The following is a 17,172-nucleotide window of genomic DNA, read 5'->3' on the forward strand; positions in this document are numbered from 1 at the left end:
GTCGATGACCGGCGGGTGTTGAGCGGGATCGTCTTCGTCAATCGCAATGGGCTGCGCTGGCGGGATGCACCAAAGGACTATGGCCCTCACAAGACGCTGTATAACCGCTGGAAACGCTGGGGCCGGATGGGCGTATTCACGACCATGATGGAAGGCCTTGCGGCTGCGGATGCCGAGCCCAGGACTGTCATGATCGACGCGACATATTTGAAGGTGCACCGCACGGCCTCGAGCCTGCGGGTTAAAAAGGGGATCTCGGCCGCCTGATCGGACGCACGAAAGGTGGCATGAACACGAAGCTCCATGCCATCGCCGACGCGAACGGGCGCCCCTTGAGCTTCTTCATGACCGCAGGCCAGGTCAGCGACTATACCGGCGCGGCAGCGCTGCTCGATGACATGCCAAAGGCACAGTGGCTGCTCGGAGACCGCGGCTACGACGCCGACTGGTTCCGGGACGCTCTCCAGGCCAGGGGCATCCAGCCCTGCATCCCGGGCAGGAAATCCCGCAATGAACCAATCAGATACGACAAGCGCCGCTATCGGCGTCGCAGCCGTATCGAGATCATGTTCGGACGCCTGAAGGACTGGCGCCGCGTCGCCACCCGCTACGATCGGTGCCCGACCGTCTTCCTCTCCGCCATCGCGCTCGCTGCAACCGTCATCTTCTGGCTGTGATCAACGAGTCCTGACCCTAAATAGCTGACAGGGCCTCGCGTGTTGTCGCGATGAACTCGCGGGGTGACCTATAGCCGAGGGCGCGGTGTGGATGCACCTCGTTATAGTGGTCAATCCAGGCTGGCAGCTGGGCGATGACAGTCTGCGCATCGGGCCTGGGGTTCACGCGGACGTAGTCGCGCTTGAGTGTGCGGACGAACGCTTCTGCCATGCCGTTGGACTGCGGGCTGCTGACCGGGGTCGTGCGTGGGACCAGCCCGATGCCGCGGGCAAAGGTGCGGGTGTCGCGAGCGGTGTAGCAGCTGCCGTTGTCTGTCAGCCACTCGATCGGCTCGGGCACGCGGTCCACCCGGCCGTAGCGATGCTCGACGGTAGCGACCATCAGGTCCTGCACGTCCTCGGCGGTGATGCCGCCCGTCGTGGCCACGTGCCCCATCGCTTCCCGGTCGCAGCAGTCGAGCGCGAACGCGACGCGCACCTTCTCGCCGTTGTCACAGGCGATCTCCAGCCCGTCGGAGCACCAGCGAGTGTTGCGCTGGTCGACGGCAACACGGCCGTCGTGACGGCGCTCCTCGTGCCGTCCGCCGCCTCTTTGGAGCAGCAGTCCATGCACCTTCATGACGCGGTAGACGCGCTTGGGATTGGGAACAGCGCGACCGGTCTGCTCGGCTTGGCGGCGCAGCAGGGCATGGACGCGGCGATAACCGTAGGTGGGCAGATCGGCGACGAGCAGCCGGATCTCGGCGACCAGCTCGGCATCCGGCAACGGTGGCCGTCCGCGCGGTCGCGGCGGTGGTCGGTTACGCGTCGCGGATAGATGCGGGCGGGCCATGCCGAGCGCATCGGCTACCGCGGTCACAGAACGTCCCCCGGCAACGAGGTCGAGCGCAAGAGCAGTTTTTTTGGGCCTGCGGCCCGGGAAACGGCCTCACGCAGCAGCTCGTTCTCCATGGCTTTCTTGCCGAGCAGCCGCTGCAACTCGCGCACCTGCACCTCCAGCGCCCGGTACTCCGACGCTGGCACCACCTCCTCGCCGGCTGCCGTGGCGGTCAGCGCACCCTGGTTCATCAGGCGGCGCCAGGTGAAGACCTGGCTGCCGCTGATGCCGTGCTGGCGCGCGACGAGCGACACGCTCATCCCCGGCAGATAGGTTTCCTCGACGATCCGGACCTTCTCCTCCGGTGTCCACCGCCTCCGGCGCTGGACACCGGAGAGGACCTCGCCGTCATTGTAACGCCTGGTCGTACCGTCAGTCATATGCCTCACTCTTATCTAAGAGCGAGACCCTGTCAGGTCATTTGAGGGGCCACCTCAACTTCCGAACCTAGCTCAATTGCCTTTCTTCTATCTTTTGGGCCTGCGCTAACGCCCGCCGAAACCTTGGCGCGAAAGTTGGAACTTTCGCGCTGAGGGAGACGGAGGGGGATTGAGTGTGTGGAGGAGAATGAAATGAGACCGCTGACGATGACGGACGAAGAAGCGGACGCACTCTTTCTTGAGCTCTGCCAAGAGCCGCCTGAGCCGCCCATCGAAACGTTGGCGGTGAACGACAATGGCGAGCATGTGCAATTGACAAGGAGGCCGTGGCGCAGTCGTCGAAACTTTGCGTACGCCTACGCCGATCGATGGTTCATGATGATCTTTTTGCCGGCGAAGTGAGCCCGCTCTTCCAAAAGCCGGTCGATTAGAGCAGCGGGTGGGGGTGGCGTCGCTGTGCAGTAAAACTGCCCATCGCCTCCACCCCCACCCGGCCTCTATTCGTCACAATGAATGCTTAATATCCCGTTACCACCGCTTCGGATTGCGGTGAACCGTTCTATTCGCATGTGGAACCGTGTCATCCTTGCGTTAATGGAATGGCCGTAACGGTATCGCCCAAAGGGAGACGACCGACATGACCGATGAATCCTGGACCGTTCGCGCACGCAAAGGAGCCTATCGCGCTTCGGCTGCTGCCTCGTACGATCGGCCGATGGATTACGCCATCGAGGGCCTGATGCCAGCTACAGGCGCGACCATCTGGTTCGGCGCCGGCTCCACAGGCAAGACCCAGCTCTTGCTTTGGATGGCGGCGCACATTGCGGCCACCGGCGACAAAGCACCTCGGCAATGGCTGGGTGCCGACATCCATGCCAGGGGGCATATCCTGGTCCTGACAGCGGAAGACCTGCAAGAGCATTTGCTCAAGCGGATCGGCATGATCGCTCGCCGCATGACGGCCGATGCCGGCGGCACCAGTCACGACGTGGCCGCATTGTGCCAACGGATCCATGTCATGGCCTTCCTCAGCATGAGCGCCGCCGAGTTCGGGGAGCCCAATCCCTGCTTGTTCGAGCGAGGCGGAGGCCGCTGGCAGCCAAGCTCCGTCCTGAAGGGCGTCGAGGCGTTCCTCGACGACTGGAATCAGCAGGTCGTGGCCGACGGTCGCCCGGAGGACCGGATCGTTGGCGTCATCCTCGACTCCGCCGTCTCAATGGCAGGGTTCGAGCTCGCCAATTCCGAGGCGACGACGAACTTCCTGTTCTACCTGAACCGCCTGGCACGGTGGCAGAACATGTTCTGGGCAGTGATCGGCCATACGCCGAAGGACGCAGCGAAGAAGGCTGACGACGCCGCGATCGAGCGGCTACGGGGCTCGGCGATGTGGTCGACAACTCCGCGTACCGTCATCGAGGTACGCCTCGCTGGACCGTCGGAAGATCTGGAAGCGGTCCGTGCCGTGCATGGCAGCCTGTCCGATCGTGACGTCGTCATCGTCGAGGTCGCCAAGGCAAACTCGCAGGGCGCGGACCTGCGGCCACGTACCCTACTGCGCCGATCTGATGGTGCCTATGACGACCTCACGCCCGAATTCCCCGGCATCTTCAGCGCGCCGCCGCCCGAATCCCGCGGCAAAGCGAGCGCACACACGCCAGAACTTCGCCGAGCCGTCGTCGCCCTTCTTGCGTCATTCAATGGCGGCAAGCCGGGTACCCTCATCGAACGGGACGCGCTTCGGGCTGTCTTCAACGACGCCAAGGCCTCGTCCCCGGTCCTGGGCACGATCGGCAGCGACGTCGATGGCTCGCGCGCCAAAACGCACGGTACGCTTGCCCGGGAACTCGCACTCATGAGCAAGGCAGGGTTGATCGATACCAGTCACGGGAACATCCGCATCGTCGATCTCGCGTCCGACAGCGACCAGCCATTGGCTGAGGCCGCAGAATAGCGAGAGTCTACATACGTCCATATATGGCCATCAATGTTGCGTGCTATCGCTTTACAGGCCATATTTGGACGATGCTTTACACGCCTGGTGAAATCGCGGCCGATCTAGGCCGGAGGATACAGCATCGCCGCCTGGCGATGAACCTGACGCAGGTCGACGCGGCGGCCCGCGCCGGCGTCTCCTATCGCACCTGGCGGCGCCTGGAGACCGAGGGCAAGGCGTCGATCGACGACCTCGTCCGCGCGGCCGTGGCGCTGCGGTGCGAGCAGGATCTGTTCGTCCTCTTCCCGGAGCCGGTGGCCAGTTCGATGGATGCCCTGCTGGAGCAAAAACGGATGACCGAACGCACTGCGCCGAAGCGCCGCCGCCGGGCCGCGTCGAGGATCCCGTCGTGAAGCTGAGGCCGGGGGCACCGCTGGGGCTCGCACTGGCGTTCGACGATTCCGCGCCCGCTGCGCAAGCGGGGCGGGTCGTGATGGCCGGTGGCGTCGCCCAGCTCGAATGGTCGCCCGACGTGATCCGCAGCGGCTTGCTCGTTGCCCCGCTGCTCTATCGTCCCGAGCGGGGCCTGCACGCCGCGCGGAGCCGGTCGTTCGGCGGGCTGCACGGCTTCCTGGCGGACAGCCTGCCCGATGCCTGGGGACGGCTGTTGCTGCGACGTCGCCTCGCCAGGATCGACGTCCAGTTCGACACGCTGAATCCGGTCGATCAGTTGGCGATCATCGGCGCCGCTGGCCGCGGCGCGCTGGTCTATCAGCCAGCCACTACACCCGACGAAGCGATCGGGACGATCGACCTCGATGCCTTGGCCGAGGAATCACGGTTGCTCCTCGCGGGAGACGAGGGCGCGCTGGTCGACACGCTGGCGGCGCTGGGGGGCGCCTCGGGCGGCGCTCGTCCCAAAGTTCATGTCGGCTTCGCCCCCGATGGCGCGATCAGCGTCGGCGAGGCCGCGGACGGCCATGACGCCTGGATCGTCAAGTTCCGCGCGACCGGCGACCCCGTCGATATCGGCCCGGTCGAGGAAGCCTATGCCCGCATGGCCCGCGCGGCCGGTCTGACGATCGCGGAATCCCGCGTCCTGCCCGAACGCGACGGACCTGGCTATTTCGCGACGCGCCGCTTCGACCGACCGGCCCCCGGACGCCGGCTGCACATGGTATCCCTCGCCGGGGCAGCCGAAGCCCCGTCCGAGATGCCGAGCCTCGACTATGACGGATTCCTGCGTGCGACCATGGCGATCACCCGCCATGCCGGCGACGTCGAACAAGCCTTCCGCCGCATGGTCTTCAACGTCCTGGCGCATAATCGCGACGACCATACCCGGCAGCATAGCTATCTGATGGGACCGAGCGGTGAGTGGCGCCTCGCCCCGGCCTATGACCTGACCTTCTCGGTCGGCCCAGGCGGCGAGCACTATCTCGCGGTCGAGGGCGAGGGCCGGACGCCGACCCGCGCGCACGTCCTCGCGCTGGGCCGCCGCCATGGCCTGTCGGATCGCGTCATCGCCCAGATCATCGACCGAACGCGCGACGCGCTGGCCGAATGGCCGGTCATCGCTGCCGATGTCGGCGTCACTGTCTCGCGACGCGATATCGCGGATCGCCTGAAGGTCACCGACGACCACTTCGGGTGAGAAGAAGGCCCTGCACGTGGGGGTTACCCACGTCAGGAAGGAAAAGACATGATGAGCATCGACGCGGACGCCGGCGGCACCGTCGCGATGACGCCGGGGACCGGCCCGGTCCTCCCCCAGGACATGATCGACGCGGCAACCGCCGACGCCATCCTGCGGCTCGACCGCAAGATCGCCCGTGCGATCCAGACGGACCGGGGCATCAACCTCAAGTCGGAGGATCTCGACCTCCTCACCCTGGTGGGTGCAGTGAACCTGCTCGGAAAGGCGCGAAGCGAAATTCTGAAGGAAAAAGCGCAGTGCCGTCACCGAACGACTTCTATCGCCGTGGTGAATTCTACCTCGATCACGTCCGAGGCAAGGACGGCGAGGTTGCCAGTCCGAACCTCTACATCTGCTGGTACTACCCGGTCTCCGGCCGAATGCAGCGACGCAGCACGGGCACGGCTGATCTTTGCGTAGCGACCGAGGTGCTCGACCGTCACTATCTGGCGTTCCACCAGCCTGCTGACGACGACAAGGCGTCCTACACGGTCCATCAGGCGATGACCGACTATTGGACGCTGCACGGCTCCGAGCAGGTCAGCGCCGACGCGATCCGTGCCCGGCTGAAACTGGTGAACCGGTTCATCGACCATGAACTCACGACCGGTGTATTGCGTGAGCCCGTGCTGCCGAAGGTGCTGGACGCCGAATGGCTGATACGATTCCGAAAGTGGGGGGCCGAGATCGATCCCGTGACCCAGCGGCGGCGTGACCCGAAGACCGGCGGGTGGACCGTGTCGACGCGCAAACGGGCGAGGTCGACGGTCGAGGAGAGCATCATCCAGCTAAAGGCAGCCTTGCGGTTCAACGTGAAGCGTATGGAGGCGGTGCCCGAACTGAAGCACCTGCCCCGCGCCGCCGTGACGCCGGAGCGCAACTTCCGTCTCTCGCTCGACCAGATCGCCGAGATGCTCGACTATACGGCGGAAGGAGACCCGGAGCTCAGCCCGGCGCATCCAGCACGGCTGATGCCGCTGCGCCGCTATCTGATCGGTGCGATCTGCACGCTGGCGCGGCCGGATGCGCTCTACGACATCTCGGTGCGGCCCGACCGGCAGCAATGGCACCGCAACGCTGGCGTGCTCGACCTCAACCCGGCGGGGCGGATTCAGACGCGCAAGAACCGACCGGCGCTCCCCGTCACATCGCTCCTGGCGAACTGGCTGGAGGCGACGGACGACCGGCTGGTCTGTCACGAGAGCGTGGCAGAGGAGGATGAGGACCGTTGGGTGGTTCAGCGGCCCGTGGCAGACGTCAAAAAGGCGCGGAGCGTCATGGCAAGGCGGTTCGGGGTGCCGGTTGGCTTCGGCCCCAAGCTGATGCGCCACAGCATGGCGACCTTGATCGCACAGCGTGGCGTCTCGCAGCAGGAGATCCCGCTGGCGCTCGGTCACGTGGTGCTGCCGCCATCGACGCGGCGCTACGTGATCTTCAGCCCGGCCTATCTCATCCAGACCAAGCAGGCGCTGGAGGACATTGCCATCGAGCTGGCACGGAAGATGGCGACGCCGCTTCACGCAAAACCCACGCAAGTCGGTCCCGATGGACGGCGGCGGCAAACGTGACGGCCTGGCGTTTCCACGCCGTCGCTACCGGTCCCAATTCGCTGCCACGGCCGCCCTTAGCGCCTCCGAGGCCCCCGTGAGCCCGGATGTTCCACTCGGCATGACACGCAAAAGGCACGCAAAACCGTGACGCGCAATTCGGGGGTCTAAAAACCAAAAACCCCGCTAAGCCGTTGGCCTAGCGGGGTTTTCGATGGTGGGCGTGGCAAGGATTGAACTTGCGACCCCTGCGATGTCAACACAGTGCTCTACCACTGAGCTACACGCCCGCCGGAGGTGGGCCAATTAGCCGGGAGCCCCGGAGGTGGCAAGCCCTAAATTGCGCCGTCGACCGAATTTGTTTGAAAAAGACGATCCACCTCCATCACCAGGTCGCGCAGATGGAAGGGTTTGGACAGGACACGGGCATTGGGCATCGCCTGTCCGGCCTTCAGCGTGACCGCGGCGAAACCCGTGATGAACATCACCCGCAGGTCGGGCACCATCGCGGCGGCCCGCTGCGCCAGTTCGATACCGTCCATCTCGGGCATGACGATATCGGTCAGCAACAGGTCGAAGCGGTCGGTCTCCAGCAGCGGGATCGCCGCCGTGCCCCGGTCCACCGCCGTGACGCGATAGCCCGACCGGGTCAGCGCGCGGGTCAGATATTCGCGCATGACCTCATCATCTTCGGCCAGCAGAATGTGCAGCATCTCTTGATCCCGATTCATCGTGGCGATCAGCATAACGACCCGGCCGTTAAGAATTCCAGACCATTGCGGCGGCCGGGGCGGCGGCATAGGATCGCATCGATGGCCAGCCCGTCCCCCGATGCGAGCTTTGCGATACTGGGCCCTACCCCGCCGATCGGGCCGGTGGTGGTGTCGGTGCCGCATGGCGGGCGCGCCTATCCCCCCGCGATGCTGGACATGCTGCGCGTGCCGCTCAGCGCGCTGATCGGGCTGGAGGACCGGCTGATCGACCGGGTCGCGATCGCCGCGCGCCGCGACGAGACGATGCTGGTGCAGCACAGCCCGCGCGCCTGGATCGACCTGAACCGGCATGAGGATGAGCGCGACCCGGTGATCGACCTGGGCGCACGCGTACCCGCGCGCCCCTCGACCAAGTTGCGCAGCGGCCTGGGCTTGGTGCCGCGCCGCGTCGCCGGTCATGGCGACATCTGGACCCGGCGCTTTTCCGATGCCGAGATCCGGGCGCGGATCACCGCCGACCACCGCCCCTATCATGCCGCCCTGCATCGCTGCCTGGCCGAGGCACGGGCGCGGTTCGGGATCGCCATCCTGCTGGATCTTCACTCCATGCCACCGCTCGGTAGCCCGGGCACCGGCGCACAAGTGGTCCTTGGCGACCGGCACGGCAGCACTGCGGCCAGCCAATATGTCCGCCGGGTCGAGACGATGATCCGGGCACGGGGCGTCGCGGTCACGCGCAATGCCCCCTATGCGGGCGGGCATGTGGTCGAACGGCATGGCGATCCCCGTCGCGACATCCACGCAATCCAGCTCGAACTCGACCGATCGCTGTATCTCGACGCCGCGCTCGAATCGCCGGGTGACGGGTTCGACGCCACCGTGGCGCTCGTCCGCGTCGTCGTCGACACCCTGACCGCCGCAGCGCTGGGCGATGGACCGGCCTCCGCCCTGCCGCTCGCCGCCGAATAACGGCCCGACCGCAATGATAAAAAACCACCTCGCGCAAGGGGGAGAGCGCGAGGTGGCCAAGGTTCAGGGAGGAGACACGCTGAAAGCGTGTCATACGACACCGCGAAAGGGGGGAACACGATGTCGTACTGATATAAATAGGAAAGCGCCCATTTGGTTCAACCCGGGGCGCCACAATTCGTCATTTTTTTGTAACGCCTCGCGGAAGCGGACCCAATCGCGCCGGCTTCATGCGCGGACCGCGATGCGGGCGAGCACAGCGTCGCGCAGCAGATAATGGTAACGCAGCGCCGCCGCGACATGAATCGCGACCAGGGCGAGCATCGCCCAGTCGCTAAGCCGCATGGCGAGCATCAGGCCATAGAGCAGCATGTGCAACGCATGCGCGCTGCCCCGCACCCAGGTCGGGACTTCGGCGGGTAGCGGCGGCGGGCGATGGCCCAGCCGCCACAGGATCCGGCCGACGGTCAACGCCAGCACGGTCAGCCCGATCGCCATGCGCAGCGGGATGGTCCCGCGCAACAGGCTTTCATGCAGCAGGCCGATCGCCAGATTGGCGATCACCAGTGCCGCGATCGCCCAGTGAAAGGCGATGGCGACACGGCTCTATCACGCCGTCCCGGCGACCGGCCCGCTCATGGGTTAGCCGATCGGCTGAAGCTGCGGCTGTGGCATCTTGCCGAGCTGCATCTGGCGCGAGAAGATGTCCCGCATCAACGACAGCGAGAAGAGATGCGCATAGAGCAGCGGGAGCATCCCCGACTGGCTCATCTTGCGCAGATGGTCGCCGCGCAGGTCGACCAGCTTCTCTTCATTGATCATCTGGAAGCCGCGATAGACGAAGGGCTGATCCGCACCCTCGGGCTGGATCGAGACCTCGCCGTCCATCAGCAGTTCCATCTCGCCCAGTTCCTTCATGAAGTTCTGGGTCCGGGCGCCGGCCTGTTCGAACGATTCGTTGAACGACAGGATATTCTTCGTCAGTTCGCTGGGCTGGCCATTCTCGAACAGCGCATCGCCCTCGTCGAACGCGCCGATCGTCGGCGAGGTCGGGTCGAAGCACAGCGACAGCTCATCGGCCTCGGGACGCAGGCGCGCCAGCATGTAGGGATAGCGACGGACATAGGCCGGGACATAGAAATTCGTCTCGGTGAGACGGCCCTCGTCGCTGACGAAGACGTTGACGCCCTCGTTCAGGCCCATCAGCGCCAGCGGGATCGGCTGATCCCCGACCGAGAAGACGATCGGCATGAAGCGCTGCACCAGCGGGAATTCGTCGACGGTGACGGGGATCGCATGCTGGCCGACCAGGAAGGGCGCGGTGTCCTGCGGGCGAACCTTGTAATTGGCATGGGCCTCGCTCGAAAGCGGCTCCAGGCCGTTGTAGAAAAGGGGAAGCGACGGCGCGCTGGCCATGATGATCTCCAAAAACTCGTCTCACGCGAGCCCCCCGGCCGCGTGCTGTGCGCCAGTGTCTATGGGGCCGGAGCCTCAGGCGCAAGCGACGAGCTTGCCGGGGTTGAACAGGCCGTGCGGATCGAGCGCCGTCTTGATCGCGCGCAACGTCGCCACCCGCTCGGGCGACAGGCGGGCGAGTTCGTCGCGCTTCATCTGGCCGATGCCGTGTTCGGCCGAGATGGTGCCCCCCGCCGCCATCACCAGGTCATGGACAAAGCGGGTGATCGTGGCGGCCTGCTCGGCATAGAAATGATCGCGATCGGTGTCGGGCGCGGCGCGGACATGGAAATGGATGTTGCCGTCGCCCAGATGCCCGAAGCCCGACGCATGGGTGCCGGGGAAGCGCGAATCGCACGCCGCCGCCGCCTCGACCATGAAGCGCGGCATGGCGTCGACCGGCACGGCGATGTCGTGTTGCACCGCCGGCCCCAGGGCACGTTCGGCATCGGACAGCGAATGTCGCAGCAGCCAGAAGGCCTCGGCCTGCGCCTTGGACGCGGCGATCACCGCATCCGCCGCCACGCCGTCCGCCAGCGCCTGCCCCAGCAGCGTTTCCAGCATCCCCGCCGGATCGATCGCGGGATCGCCCGTCACCGCCTCGATCAACACATGCCAGGGGTGCGCGCCCGCCAGCGGGCTGCGCGCGCCGGGCAGATGGGCGACGGCGGCGGCCAGGCTTTCGGCGGGCATGATCTCGAAGCTCTCGATCATGTCGGTCGCGGCCTGCAACCGGCGCAGCAGCGCCAGTCCGGCGGCGGGATCGGCCAGCCCGACCCAGGCGGTGGCGCTCGCCGCGATGGCCGGGACCAGGCGCAACGTCGCGGCGGTGACGATGCCCAGCGTCCCCTCCGCGCCGATCAGCATCTGGCCCAGATCATAGCCGCGATTGTCCTTCTTCAGCGCCGACAGGCCGTCATGGATCGTTCCGTCGGGCAGCACCGCCTCCACGCCCAGCGTCAGCCCGCGCATCGTCCCGAAACGCAGCACCTGCGTGCCCCCCGCATTGGTCGACACCAGTCCGCCGACCGTGGCATTGCCCCGCGCGCCCAGGGTCAGCGGGAAGCGCATGCCCTGCGCCTCGGCTGCGCCGTGCAGATCGGCGAGGATTACCCCTGCCTCGGCCACCGCCGTCCGCCCGTCCGCATCGATCCGCCGCACGCGGTTCATCCGCCGGGTCGACAGGATCAGCGCCGATCCGTCCGCGGGCGGCGTCGCCCCGCCGACCATCGAGCTGTTCCCCCCCTGCGGCACCAGCGGCACGCCATGCTCGGTCGCCGCGCGCAGGATCGCCTGGACCTGCGCGCGGTCGGCGGGAGCTAGGATCGCGGGGGCATGGCCCTGGAACCGCTTGCGCCAGTCGATTTCCCATGGCGCGATCAGCGCTGGGTCGGTGACGATGCCGCGTTCCCCCAAAAGCGGGCGGAGCGTGGCGATCAGGGCGGTCTGGGCGGGTGTCATGGATCGACGGTTAGGCGAGGTTCATAAAGCGTTCAACGATCGCCGCTAGAATCGGTGACCGACCATGGTCCGCCATTCTCGCTCTCTCGCGCTTCTCACGATGCTCGCGACGCCCGCTTTGCTGGGAGCCGCGCCGGCATCGCCGTCCGATTCACCGGGCATGACCCATTATGCGCAGATGATGGTGCGCGAACGCATCGTGGTGCGCGTCCCGCGCGAGGCCCCGCCCATCAGCACGCCGAACCACTGGAAGGAGCGCAAGGGCCCGCGCTGCATCGCCGCACAGCAACTGGCCGGGGCGCTCCCCGCCGAGGACGGCGCAGTCGACATCGTGCTGACCGGCGGCAAGCGGGTTCGCGCCCGGCTCGCCAAGGCCTGTCGCCAGATTTACTATTACGCCACTTTCTATATCCGTCCGGGCAGCGACGGACAGATTTGCGCGCGCCGCGACCCGATCCGCACCCGCGCGGGCGGCACATGCGAGATCGAACGCTTCCGCAGCCTGCTCCCCGCCCGCTGAGCGGAACGACGCGGCGGCAGCCTTGTGATGCGCGAAAAACGCAACGGAAACCGGCGCGCCTGAGTCGGAAAACTTGACTTTTCGCGCCATATCCGCAAGCGCCAACATCGTGCTGGGCGAGCGCGGGGCGATTCCCACTCCACGCCATATTCCGGAAAACTGCATGAGCTTTGCCGATCTCGGCCTATCCGACGAACTCCTGAAGGTGGTCATCGACGCCGGCTATACCGAGCCGACGCCGATTCAGGCCTCGACCATCCCTTCGGTGCTGATGATGCGCGACATCATCGGCATCGCGCAGACGGGGACGGGCAAGACCGCCTCCTTCGTCCTGCCGATGATCGACATCCTCGCACATGGGCGGAGCCGCGCGCGGATGCCGCGCAGCCTGATCCTGGAGCCGACACGCGAACTCGCCGCGCAGGTAGCCGAGAATTTCGAGAAATACGGCGCCAACCACAAGCTTTCGATGGCGCTGCTGATCGGCGGCGTGTCGATGGGCGACCAGGTCAAGGCGCTGGAAAAGGGCGTCGACGTGCTGATCGCGACGCCGGGCCGGTTGATGGACCTGTTCCAGCGCGGCAACATCCTGCTCACCGGCTGCTCGATGCTGGTCATCGACGAGGCGGACCGCATGCTCGACATGGGGTTCATCCCCGATATCGAGGAGATCTGCGCCAAGCTGCCCTCGCAGCGCCAGACGCTGCTCTTCTCGGCGACGATGCCCCCGCCGATCAAGAAGCTGGCCGACAAGTTCCTGGACAATCCCCGGATCATCGAGGTTGCGCGCCCCGCCTCGACCAACACCAACATCACCCAATGGATCGTGCCGGTCGCGCCCCAGGCGTTCGAGAAACGCAAGCGGCTGCGTCAGTTGCTCGGCCAGGAAGAGGTTCGGACCGCGATCATCTTCTGCAACCGCAAGACGACGGTGCGCGAGTTGAACAAGTCGCTCAAGCAGCACGGCTTTCGCTCGGGTGAGATTCACGGCGACATGGAACAGTCGCAGCGGCTTGCCGAACTGGACCTGTTCAAGACCGGCGAGATCAACATCCTGGTCGCCTCGGACGTGGCAGCACGCGGACTGGACATCAAGGGCGTCAGCCATGTGTTCAACTTCGACGCGCCGTGGCACCCCGACGATTATGTCCACCGCATCGGCCGGACGGGTCGCGGCGGTGCGACCGGCGTCGCCTATACCTTCGTCGCGCCCGATGATGCCGAGAATCTCGACAATATCGAAAAGCTGACCGGCCAGAAGATCGACCGGCTGGAGCAGCCCGCGCCCGTCGAGGACGAGCGGCCCGCACGGCGGTCACGCCGCGACCGGAGCCGCGAGCAGGCGGTCGAGACCCCGGTGGAAGCGGTCGAAGAAGCGCGCGAGCGCCCTGCCCGTCGCCGCCGCGCGGAACCACGTCAGGACGAAACGCGCGAGGAGAAACAGCCCCGCGAAACGCCGCGCGCACGCCGCGATCCACCGCGCGAGGAGGATCGTCGCCGCGATCGACGTCGCCCGGCCTCGGACAGCGAGCCCGACGATGGCGGCTGGAACGGCCCGATCCCGGACTTCCTGAAGGTTTCCTTCGGCTCCTGATCCCACGCCCATGTCGCTCGACATCATCAGCTTCGTCGAACCCCAGCCGAGCGATATCGCCAGCCCCTGCGTCAATGTCTGCACGATGGACAAGACCAGCGGCTGGTGCCTGGGGTGCGCGCGCACCATCCGCGAGATTTCCAACTGGAGCGCCAAGCCGCCCGAGGAACGCCGCATGATCCTGACCGCGCTGCCCGCGCGCAAGGCGGCCCTCGCCGCGCGACAGGGTTAAGCACGCCCCTGCGGGACGAGACGCCGCATCCCCGGCGAGGACCGGGGCTTCGATATCGTCCGTAGCGCAGAGCCAATGGCAAGGTCTGGCGGCGTTCCCTATCGCCCGACGAAGCGCCCCGGTCGCCGCTCGGTCACCGCCCGCACGCCTTCGGCAAAATCCTCGGTCTGCATCAGGACCGCCTGTTCGGCGAGTTCATGATCGGTCGCCGCCTCGACCAGCGCACGCAGATCCCCGCGCAACGTCCGCCGGGTAGACGCCACCGCCAGCGGTGCCCCGGCCGCGATCTCGCGCGCCAGGGCCAGCGCGGCATCGTCGAGTTCCTCCGCCGGGACCAGTTGATCGACCAGCCCCCAGCGCTCGGCGTCCTGCCCGCGAATCCGCCGCCCGGTCAGCAGCATCATCGCCGCGCGCTGTCGCCCGATGACCCGTTCCAGCACGGCGGAAATACCGAAGCCGGGATGCAGCCCCAGCTTGACGAAATTGGCGACGAAGCGCGCCTCGGGCGAGGCCACGCGAAAATCCGCCGCCAATGCCAGGCCCAGTCCGGCACCCACCGCCGCCCCCTGGATCGCCGCGACCATCGGCGTCGCCACGCCGAACAATCGCGCCGCCGCCAGATAAAAGGGGCTGCGCGCACCCGCCGGCAAGGGCTCGGCGACGGGATTGGCATGGACGAGATCGGCCCCGGCACAGAATACCCGACCTTCGGATCGTAACAGGATCGCCCGGAGCGCCGGGTTGTGATCGACCGAATCGAACGCATCCCCCAACGCCGTTATGGCCGCCAGCCCCAGATGGTTATTCGGAGGATTCCGTAGCGTTACGATCGCAACGCCATCCTGATGGGTCATGTCCACAGCCATGCGCCCTGTTAGCCCTCCGCGCGATCCAAAACCAGTACCATACCCGTTGCTCGAAAGTCACAGTCCGGGCGGCTTCGTGCATGCCGTGCAAACAGATGCTTGAGGCCAGGCACGGGCCATGCGTAGAAGATCGCCATGTCAGAATGACCGACCGCGAAAGGATCGGCATCGGGCATGGGGAGCCAATGGGCTCCGTGCCGGGAGAGGGTGCGGGGCGGTCCCGAAAACGGACCGCCCTTTCGCACCCGCCGCGGCACCCGGACGAATCTCCTATCCGCATAGTCGTGAGCCGGTTTCACCGCCGGTCGACCTTGCATGCATTTCGTTACACGCGCAGGAACGGGGGAACCCGAAGCCGCGGCGGGGATTGCTGATGCGGGAAATCACCGGTGGCGGGCTGAACGAATCGCCACCGTTCGTCTGTCCGTCTGGGAGCCGACAATGCCCGATACCATCCTGATCACCGGCGCGTCGGCCGGGCTGGGCGCGGCGTTCGCGCGTTCGCTGGCAAGAAAGCCGGTGACGCTCGTGCTGACCGCCAGGCGGACCGAGCGACTGTCGGCATTGGCGCGTGAACTGTGCGAGCGACCCGGCGTGGAGGTGCATATCGTCTCCGCCGATCTGGGCCGGGCGGACGGCGTCAAGGCGCTGCTGGACGGCATCGCCGATCGCGGATTGCACATCGATACGCTCATCAACAATGCGGGATTCGGCGCGCTGGGCGATTTCACCGACAGCGACCTGGCGACACAGACGGGCATGATCGACGTCAATATCCGCGCGCTGGTGACGCTGACCCACAGCCTGTTGCCACCGATGCTGGCGCGTGGCCGCGGCGCGGTGCTGAACATCGCCTCCACCGCCGCCTTTCAGCCGGGGCCCTATATGGCGGTCTACTATGCCAGCAAGGCGTTCGTCCTGCATTTCTCCGAAGCGCTGCACGAGGAGGTGAAGGGGCGCGGCGTCACCGTCACCGCGCTGTGCCCGGGGCCCACCCGGACCGAGTTCGCCGATGTCGCGGGCATGACGCAGACGCCGCTGTTCGAACGCTTCGCCGGCGCGTCGGATCAGGTGGTGCGCGACGGCCTCGCGGCGATGGAGCGTGGGCAAGCGGTAATGGTGTCGGGATTGTTCAACCGCCTGACCGCCACCGGCACCCGGCTGGTCCCGCGCGCACTGCTCCGGGGTGCGGTGGCGAAGCTGCAGAACGGGCGGCGTTGATCGCGTTCGCGCGCCCACGACTGGACAGGGCCGCTCCCCGTCCCCGCGCGAACCGCGCCTAGTCCACTGTCACCGGCGTTCGGCTGCCCCGAACGCTCTCAAAGGCGTAGAGCGCGCACCCAGCCCAGATCAGCACGAAGGTGACGATATGGACGGGCTTGAGCGGCTCGCCGAAAATGAGCACGGCCTGCGCGAATTGCAGGGTCGGCGCGATATATTGGAGCAACCCCAGCGTCGCATAGCGCAGCCGCCGTGCCGCCGCCGCGAACATCAGGAGCGGCGCCGCCGTCACCGCCCCGGCCAGGATCAGCAGCATGTCGAGATGCCGGTCGGTGCCGAACACCGCCGTGCCGCTGGCATTGGCGAAGATCAGCACCGCCAGGGCCGGTCCCGCAAGCACCAGCGTCTCGACCGTCAGCCCGCCCAGCGCATCGATCGCCGCGACCTTGCGCACCAGTCCATAGAAAGCGAAGGTCAGCGCCAGCGCGAGCGAGATCCAGAGCGCACCGCCGCCGCTGATCGCCAGCACCGCGACGCCCACCGCCGCGATCCCCACCGCGATCGCCTGCCCCCGGCGGATCCGCTCGCCCAGCAACGCGACGCCGAGCGCCACATTGATTAACGGGTTGATGAAATAGCCAAGGCTCGCTTCCAGCACATGGTTGTTCTGGACCGCCCAGATATAGGCCAGCCAGTTGAGCGCGATCAGCGTCGCGCTGACGCACAGCAGCAACAGCGTCCGCCCCCGCGCCGCCGCCCGGATCGCCGCACCGCGCCGCGCGACCAGCACGACCACGCCCAAGAGCAACAGCGACCAGAGGATCCGGTGCGCCAGCACCTGAAAGGCCGGCACGTTCTTCAACAATTTGAGGTACAGGGGCAGGATGCCCCAGCTGATATAGGCCCCGATGCCGAGCAACAGGCCGGTGCGCGCGGTGCGGTCGGTCGTCATGATGCCTCCTGTCGACGCTGCGACGCCGGATGGCAAGCGCCGGTTCACCCGGCCACCGATCTCCCGTCAATCCCGGAGT

Annotated in this window: 18 protein-coding genes, 1 tRNA gene and 1 pseudogene; 12 read left to right on the forward strand and 8 right to left on the reverse strand. The window is 66.5% G+C overall.

Going from position 1 to position 17,172, the window contains the following annotated elements:
- Positions 1–677 (forward strand): annotated as a pseudogene (locus RN629_RS07575) (IS5 family transposase); the annotation flags it as partial.
- A 16-nt stretch (positions 678–693) separates the two neighbouring features.
- On the opposite strand, the gene RN629_RS07580 reads toward RN629_RS07575, so the two are convergent.
- Positions 694–1,934, reverse strand: a protein-coding gene (locus RN629_RS07580) for an IS3 family transposase (protein ID WP_407034667.1) whose coding sequence is annotated in 2 segments (ribosomal slippage) — positions 694–1,587 and positions 1,590–1,934 — 1,239 coding nt in all. Because the reading frame shifts where the segments join, the coding sequence is not laid out codon by codon here.
- A gap of 192 nt (positions 1,935–2,126) precedes the next feature.
- Between RN629_RS07580 and RN629_RS07585 the strand changes: the two genes are divergently transcribed.
- From RN629_RS07585 to RN629_RS07610, 6 genes are all read left to right on the forward strand, one after another.
- Positions 2,127–2,336, forward strand: a complete 210-nt coding sequence (locus RN629_RS07585; protein ID WP_407034668.1) for a hypothetical protein — start codon at positions 2,127–2,129, stop codon at positions 2,334–2,336.
- Between the two features lie 235 nt (positions 2,337–2,571).
- The gene (locus RN629_RS07590) at positions 2,572–3,885 is read left to right on the forward strand and encodes an AAA family ATPase (protein ID WP_407034669.1); all 1,314 of its coding nucleotides are present in this window, start codon (positions 2,572–2,574) and stop codon (positions 3,883–3,885) included.
- 23 nt (positions 3,886–3,908) lie between these two features.
- Positions 3,909–4,280, forward strand: a complete 372-nt coding sequence (locus RN629_RS07595; RefSeq protein WP_407034670.1) for a helix-turn-helix domain-containing protein — start codon at positions 3,909–3,911, stop codon at positions 4,278–4,280.
- Positions 4,277–5,521, forward strand: a complete 1,245-nt coding sequence (locus RN629_RS07600) for a type II toxin-antitoxin system HipA family toxin (RefSeq protein ID WP_407034671.1) — start codon at positions 4,277–4,279, stop codon at positions 5,519–5,521. Before RN629_RS07595 ends, RN629_RS07600 begins: the two co-directional genes overlap by 4 nt.
- A 48-nt stretch (positions 5,522–5,569) precedes the next feature.
- Positions 5,570–5,983 carry a hypothetical protein gene (locus RN629_RS07605; RefSeq protein ID WP_407034672.1) on the forward strand — a complete coding sequence of 138 codons (414 nt, stop codon included), beginning with the start codon at positions 5,570–5,572 and terminating at the stop codon, positions 5,981–5,983.
- Positions 5,984–5,991: 8 nt separating this feature from the next.
- On the forward strand, positions 5,992–7,131 hold the full coding sequence (locus tag RN629_RS07610) for a hypothetical protein (protein WP_407034673.1): 1,140 nt from the start codon (positions 5,992–5,994) through the stop codon (positions 7,129–7,131).
- A gap of 194 nt (positions 7,132–7,325) precedes the next feature.
- Here RN629_RS07610 and RN629_RS07615 read toward each other — a convergent pair.
- A tRNA-Val gene (locus tag RN629_RS07615) sits at positions 7,326–7,400 on the reverse strand.
- A 45-nt stretch (positions 7,401–7,445) separates the two neighbouring features.
- The gene (gene cpdR / locus RN629_RS07620) at positions 7,446–7,823 is read right to left on the reverse strand and encodes a cell cycle two-component system response regulator CpdR (protein WP_407034674.1); all 378 of its coding nucleotides are present in this window, start codon (positions 7,821–7,823) and stop codon (positions 7,446–7,448) included.
- Positions 7,824–7,922: 99 nt separating this feature from the next.
- On the opposite strand from cpdR, the gene RN629_RS07625 reads away from it, so the two are divergent.
- The gene (locus RN629_RS07625) at positions 7,923–8,792 is read left to right on the forward strand and encodes an N-formylglutamate amidohydrolase (protein ID WP_407034675.1); all 870 of its coding nucleotides are present in this window, start codon (positions 7,923–7,925) and stop codon (positions 8,790–8,792) included.
- Positions 8,793–9,020: 228 nt separating this feature from the next.
- Here the strand turns inward: RN629_RS07625 and RN629_RS07630 are convergent, their stop codons facing one another.
- The 3 genes from RN629_RS07630 to RN629_RS07640 form a co-directional block, all read right to left on the reverse strand.
- Entirely contained in the window at positions 9,021–9,386 is a 366-nt protein-coding gene (locus RN629_RS07630) for a cytochrome b (protein ID WP_407034770.1), read from the reverse strand.
- A 48-nt stretch (positions 9,387–9,434) separates the two neighbouring features.
- Complete coding sequence (locus RN629_RS07635; protein WP_407034676.1) at positions 9,435–10,208, reverse strand: SapC family protein; 774 nt, start codon at positions 10,206–10,208, stop codon at positions 9,435–9,437.
- Between the two features lie 75 nt (positions 10,209–10,283).
- Positions 10,284–11,708 (reverse strand): FAD-binding oxidoreductase, encoded by a 1,425-nt coding sequence (locus RN629_RS07640; protein WP_407034677.1) that lies wholly within the window; start codon positions 11,706–11,708, stop codon positions 10,284–10,286.
- Between the two features lie 160 nt (positions 11,709–11,868).
- Between RN629_RS07640 and RN629_RS07645 the strand changes: the two genes are divergently transcribed.
- The 3 genes from RN629_RS07645 (at position 11,869) to RN629_RS07655 (ending at position 14,054) form a co-directional block, all read left to right on the forward strand.
- Positions 11,869–12,228 carry a hypothetical protein gene (locus RN629_RS07645; RefSeq protein ID WP_407034678.1) on the forward strand — a complete coding sequence of 120 codons (360 nt, stop codon included), beginning with the start codon at positions 11,869–11,871 and terminating at the stop codon, positions 12,226–12,228.
- 163 nt (positions 12,229–12,391) lie between these two features.
- Entirely contained in the window at positions 12,392–13,822 is a 1,431-nt protein-coding gene (locus RN629_RS07650; protein WP_407034679.1) for a DEAD/DEAH box helicase, read from the forward strand.
- A gap of 10 nt (positions 13,823–13,832) precedes the next feature.
- Positions 13,833–14,054 (forward strand): DUF1289 domain-containing protein, encoded by a 222-nt coding sequence (locus RN629_RS07655; RefSeq protein WP_407034680.1) that lies wholly within the window; start codon positions 13,833–13,835, stop codon positions 14,052–14,054.
- Between the two features lie 98 nt (positions 14,055–14,152).
- Here the strand turns inward: RN629_RS07655 and RN629_RS07660 are convergent, their stop codons facing one another.
- A complete protein-coding gene (locus RN629_RS07660) occupies positions 14,153–14,908 on the reverse strand; it encodes an enoyl-CoA hydratase/isomerase family protein (RefSeq protein ID WP_407034681.1) in 756 nt (251 codons plus the stop codon).
- A 453-nt stretch (positions 14,909–15,361) separates the two neighbouring features.
- Between RN629_RS07660 and RN629_RS07665 the strand changes: the two genes are divergently transcribed.
- Complete coding sequence (locus RN629_RS07665; protein WP_407034682.1) at positions 15,362–16,141, forward strand: SDR family NAD(P)-dependent oxidoreductase; 780 nt, start codon at positions 15,362–15,364, stop codon at positions 16,139–16,141.
- Positions 16,142–16,199: 58 nt separating this feature from the next.
- Here RN629_RS07665 and rarD read toward each other — a convergent pair whose 3' ends face one another.
- On the reverse strand, positions 16,200–17,093 hold the full coding sequence (gene rarD / locus RN629_RS07670) for an EamA family transporter RarD (RefSeq protein WP_407034683.1): 894 nt from the start codon (positions 17,091–17,093) through the stop codon (positions 16,200–16,202).
- Positions 17,094–17,172 lie beyond the last annotated feature (79 nt).

The sequence above is a fragment of the Facivitalis istanbulensis genome (genome assembly GCF_040560405.1).
GTDB lineage: Bacteria > Pseudomonadota > Alphaproteobacteria > Sphingomonadales > Sphingomonadaceae > Sphingomonas > Sphingomonas istanbulensis.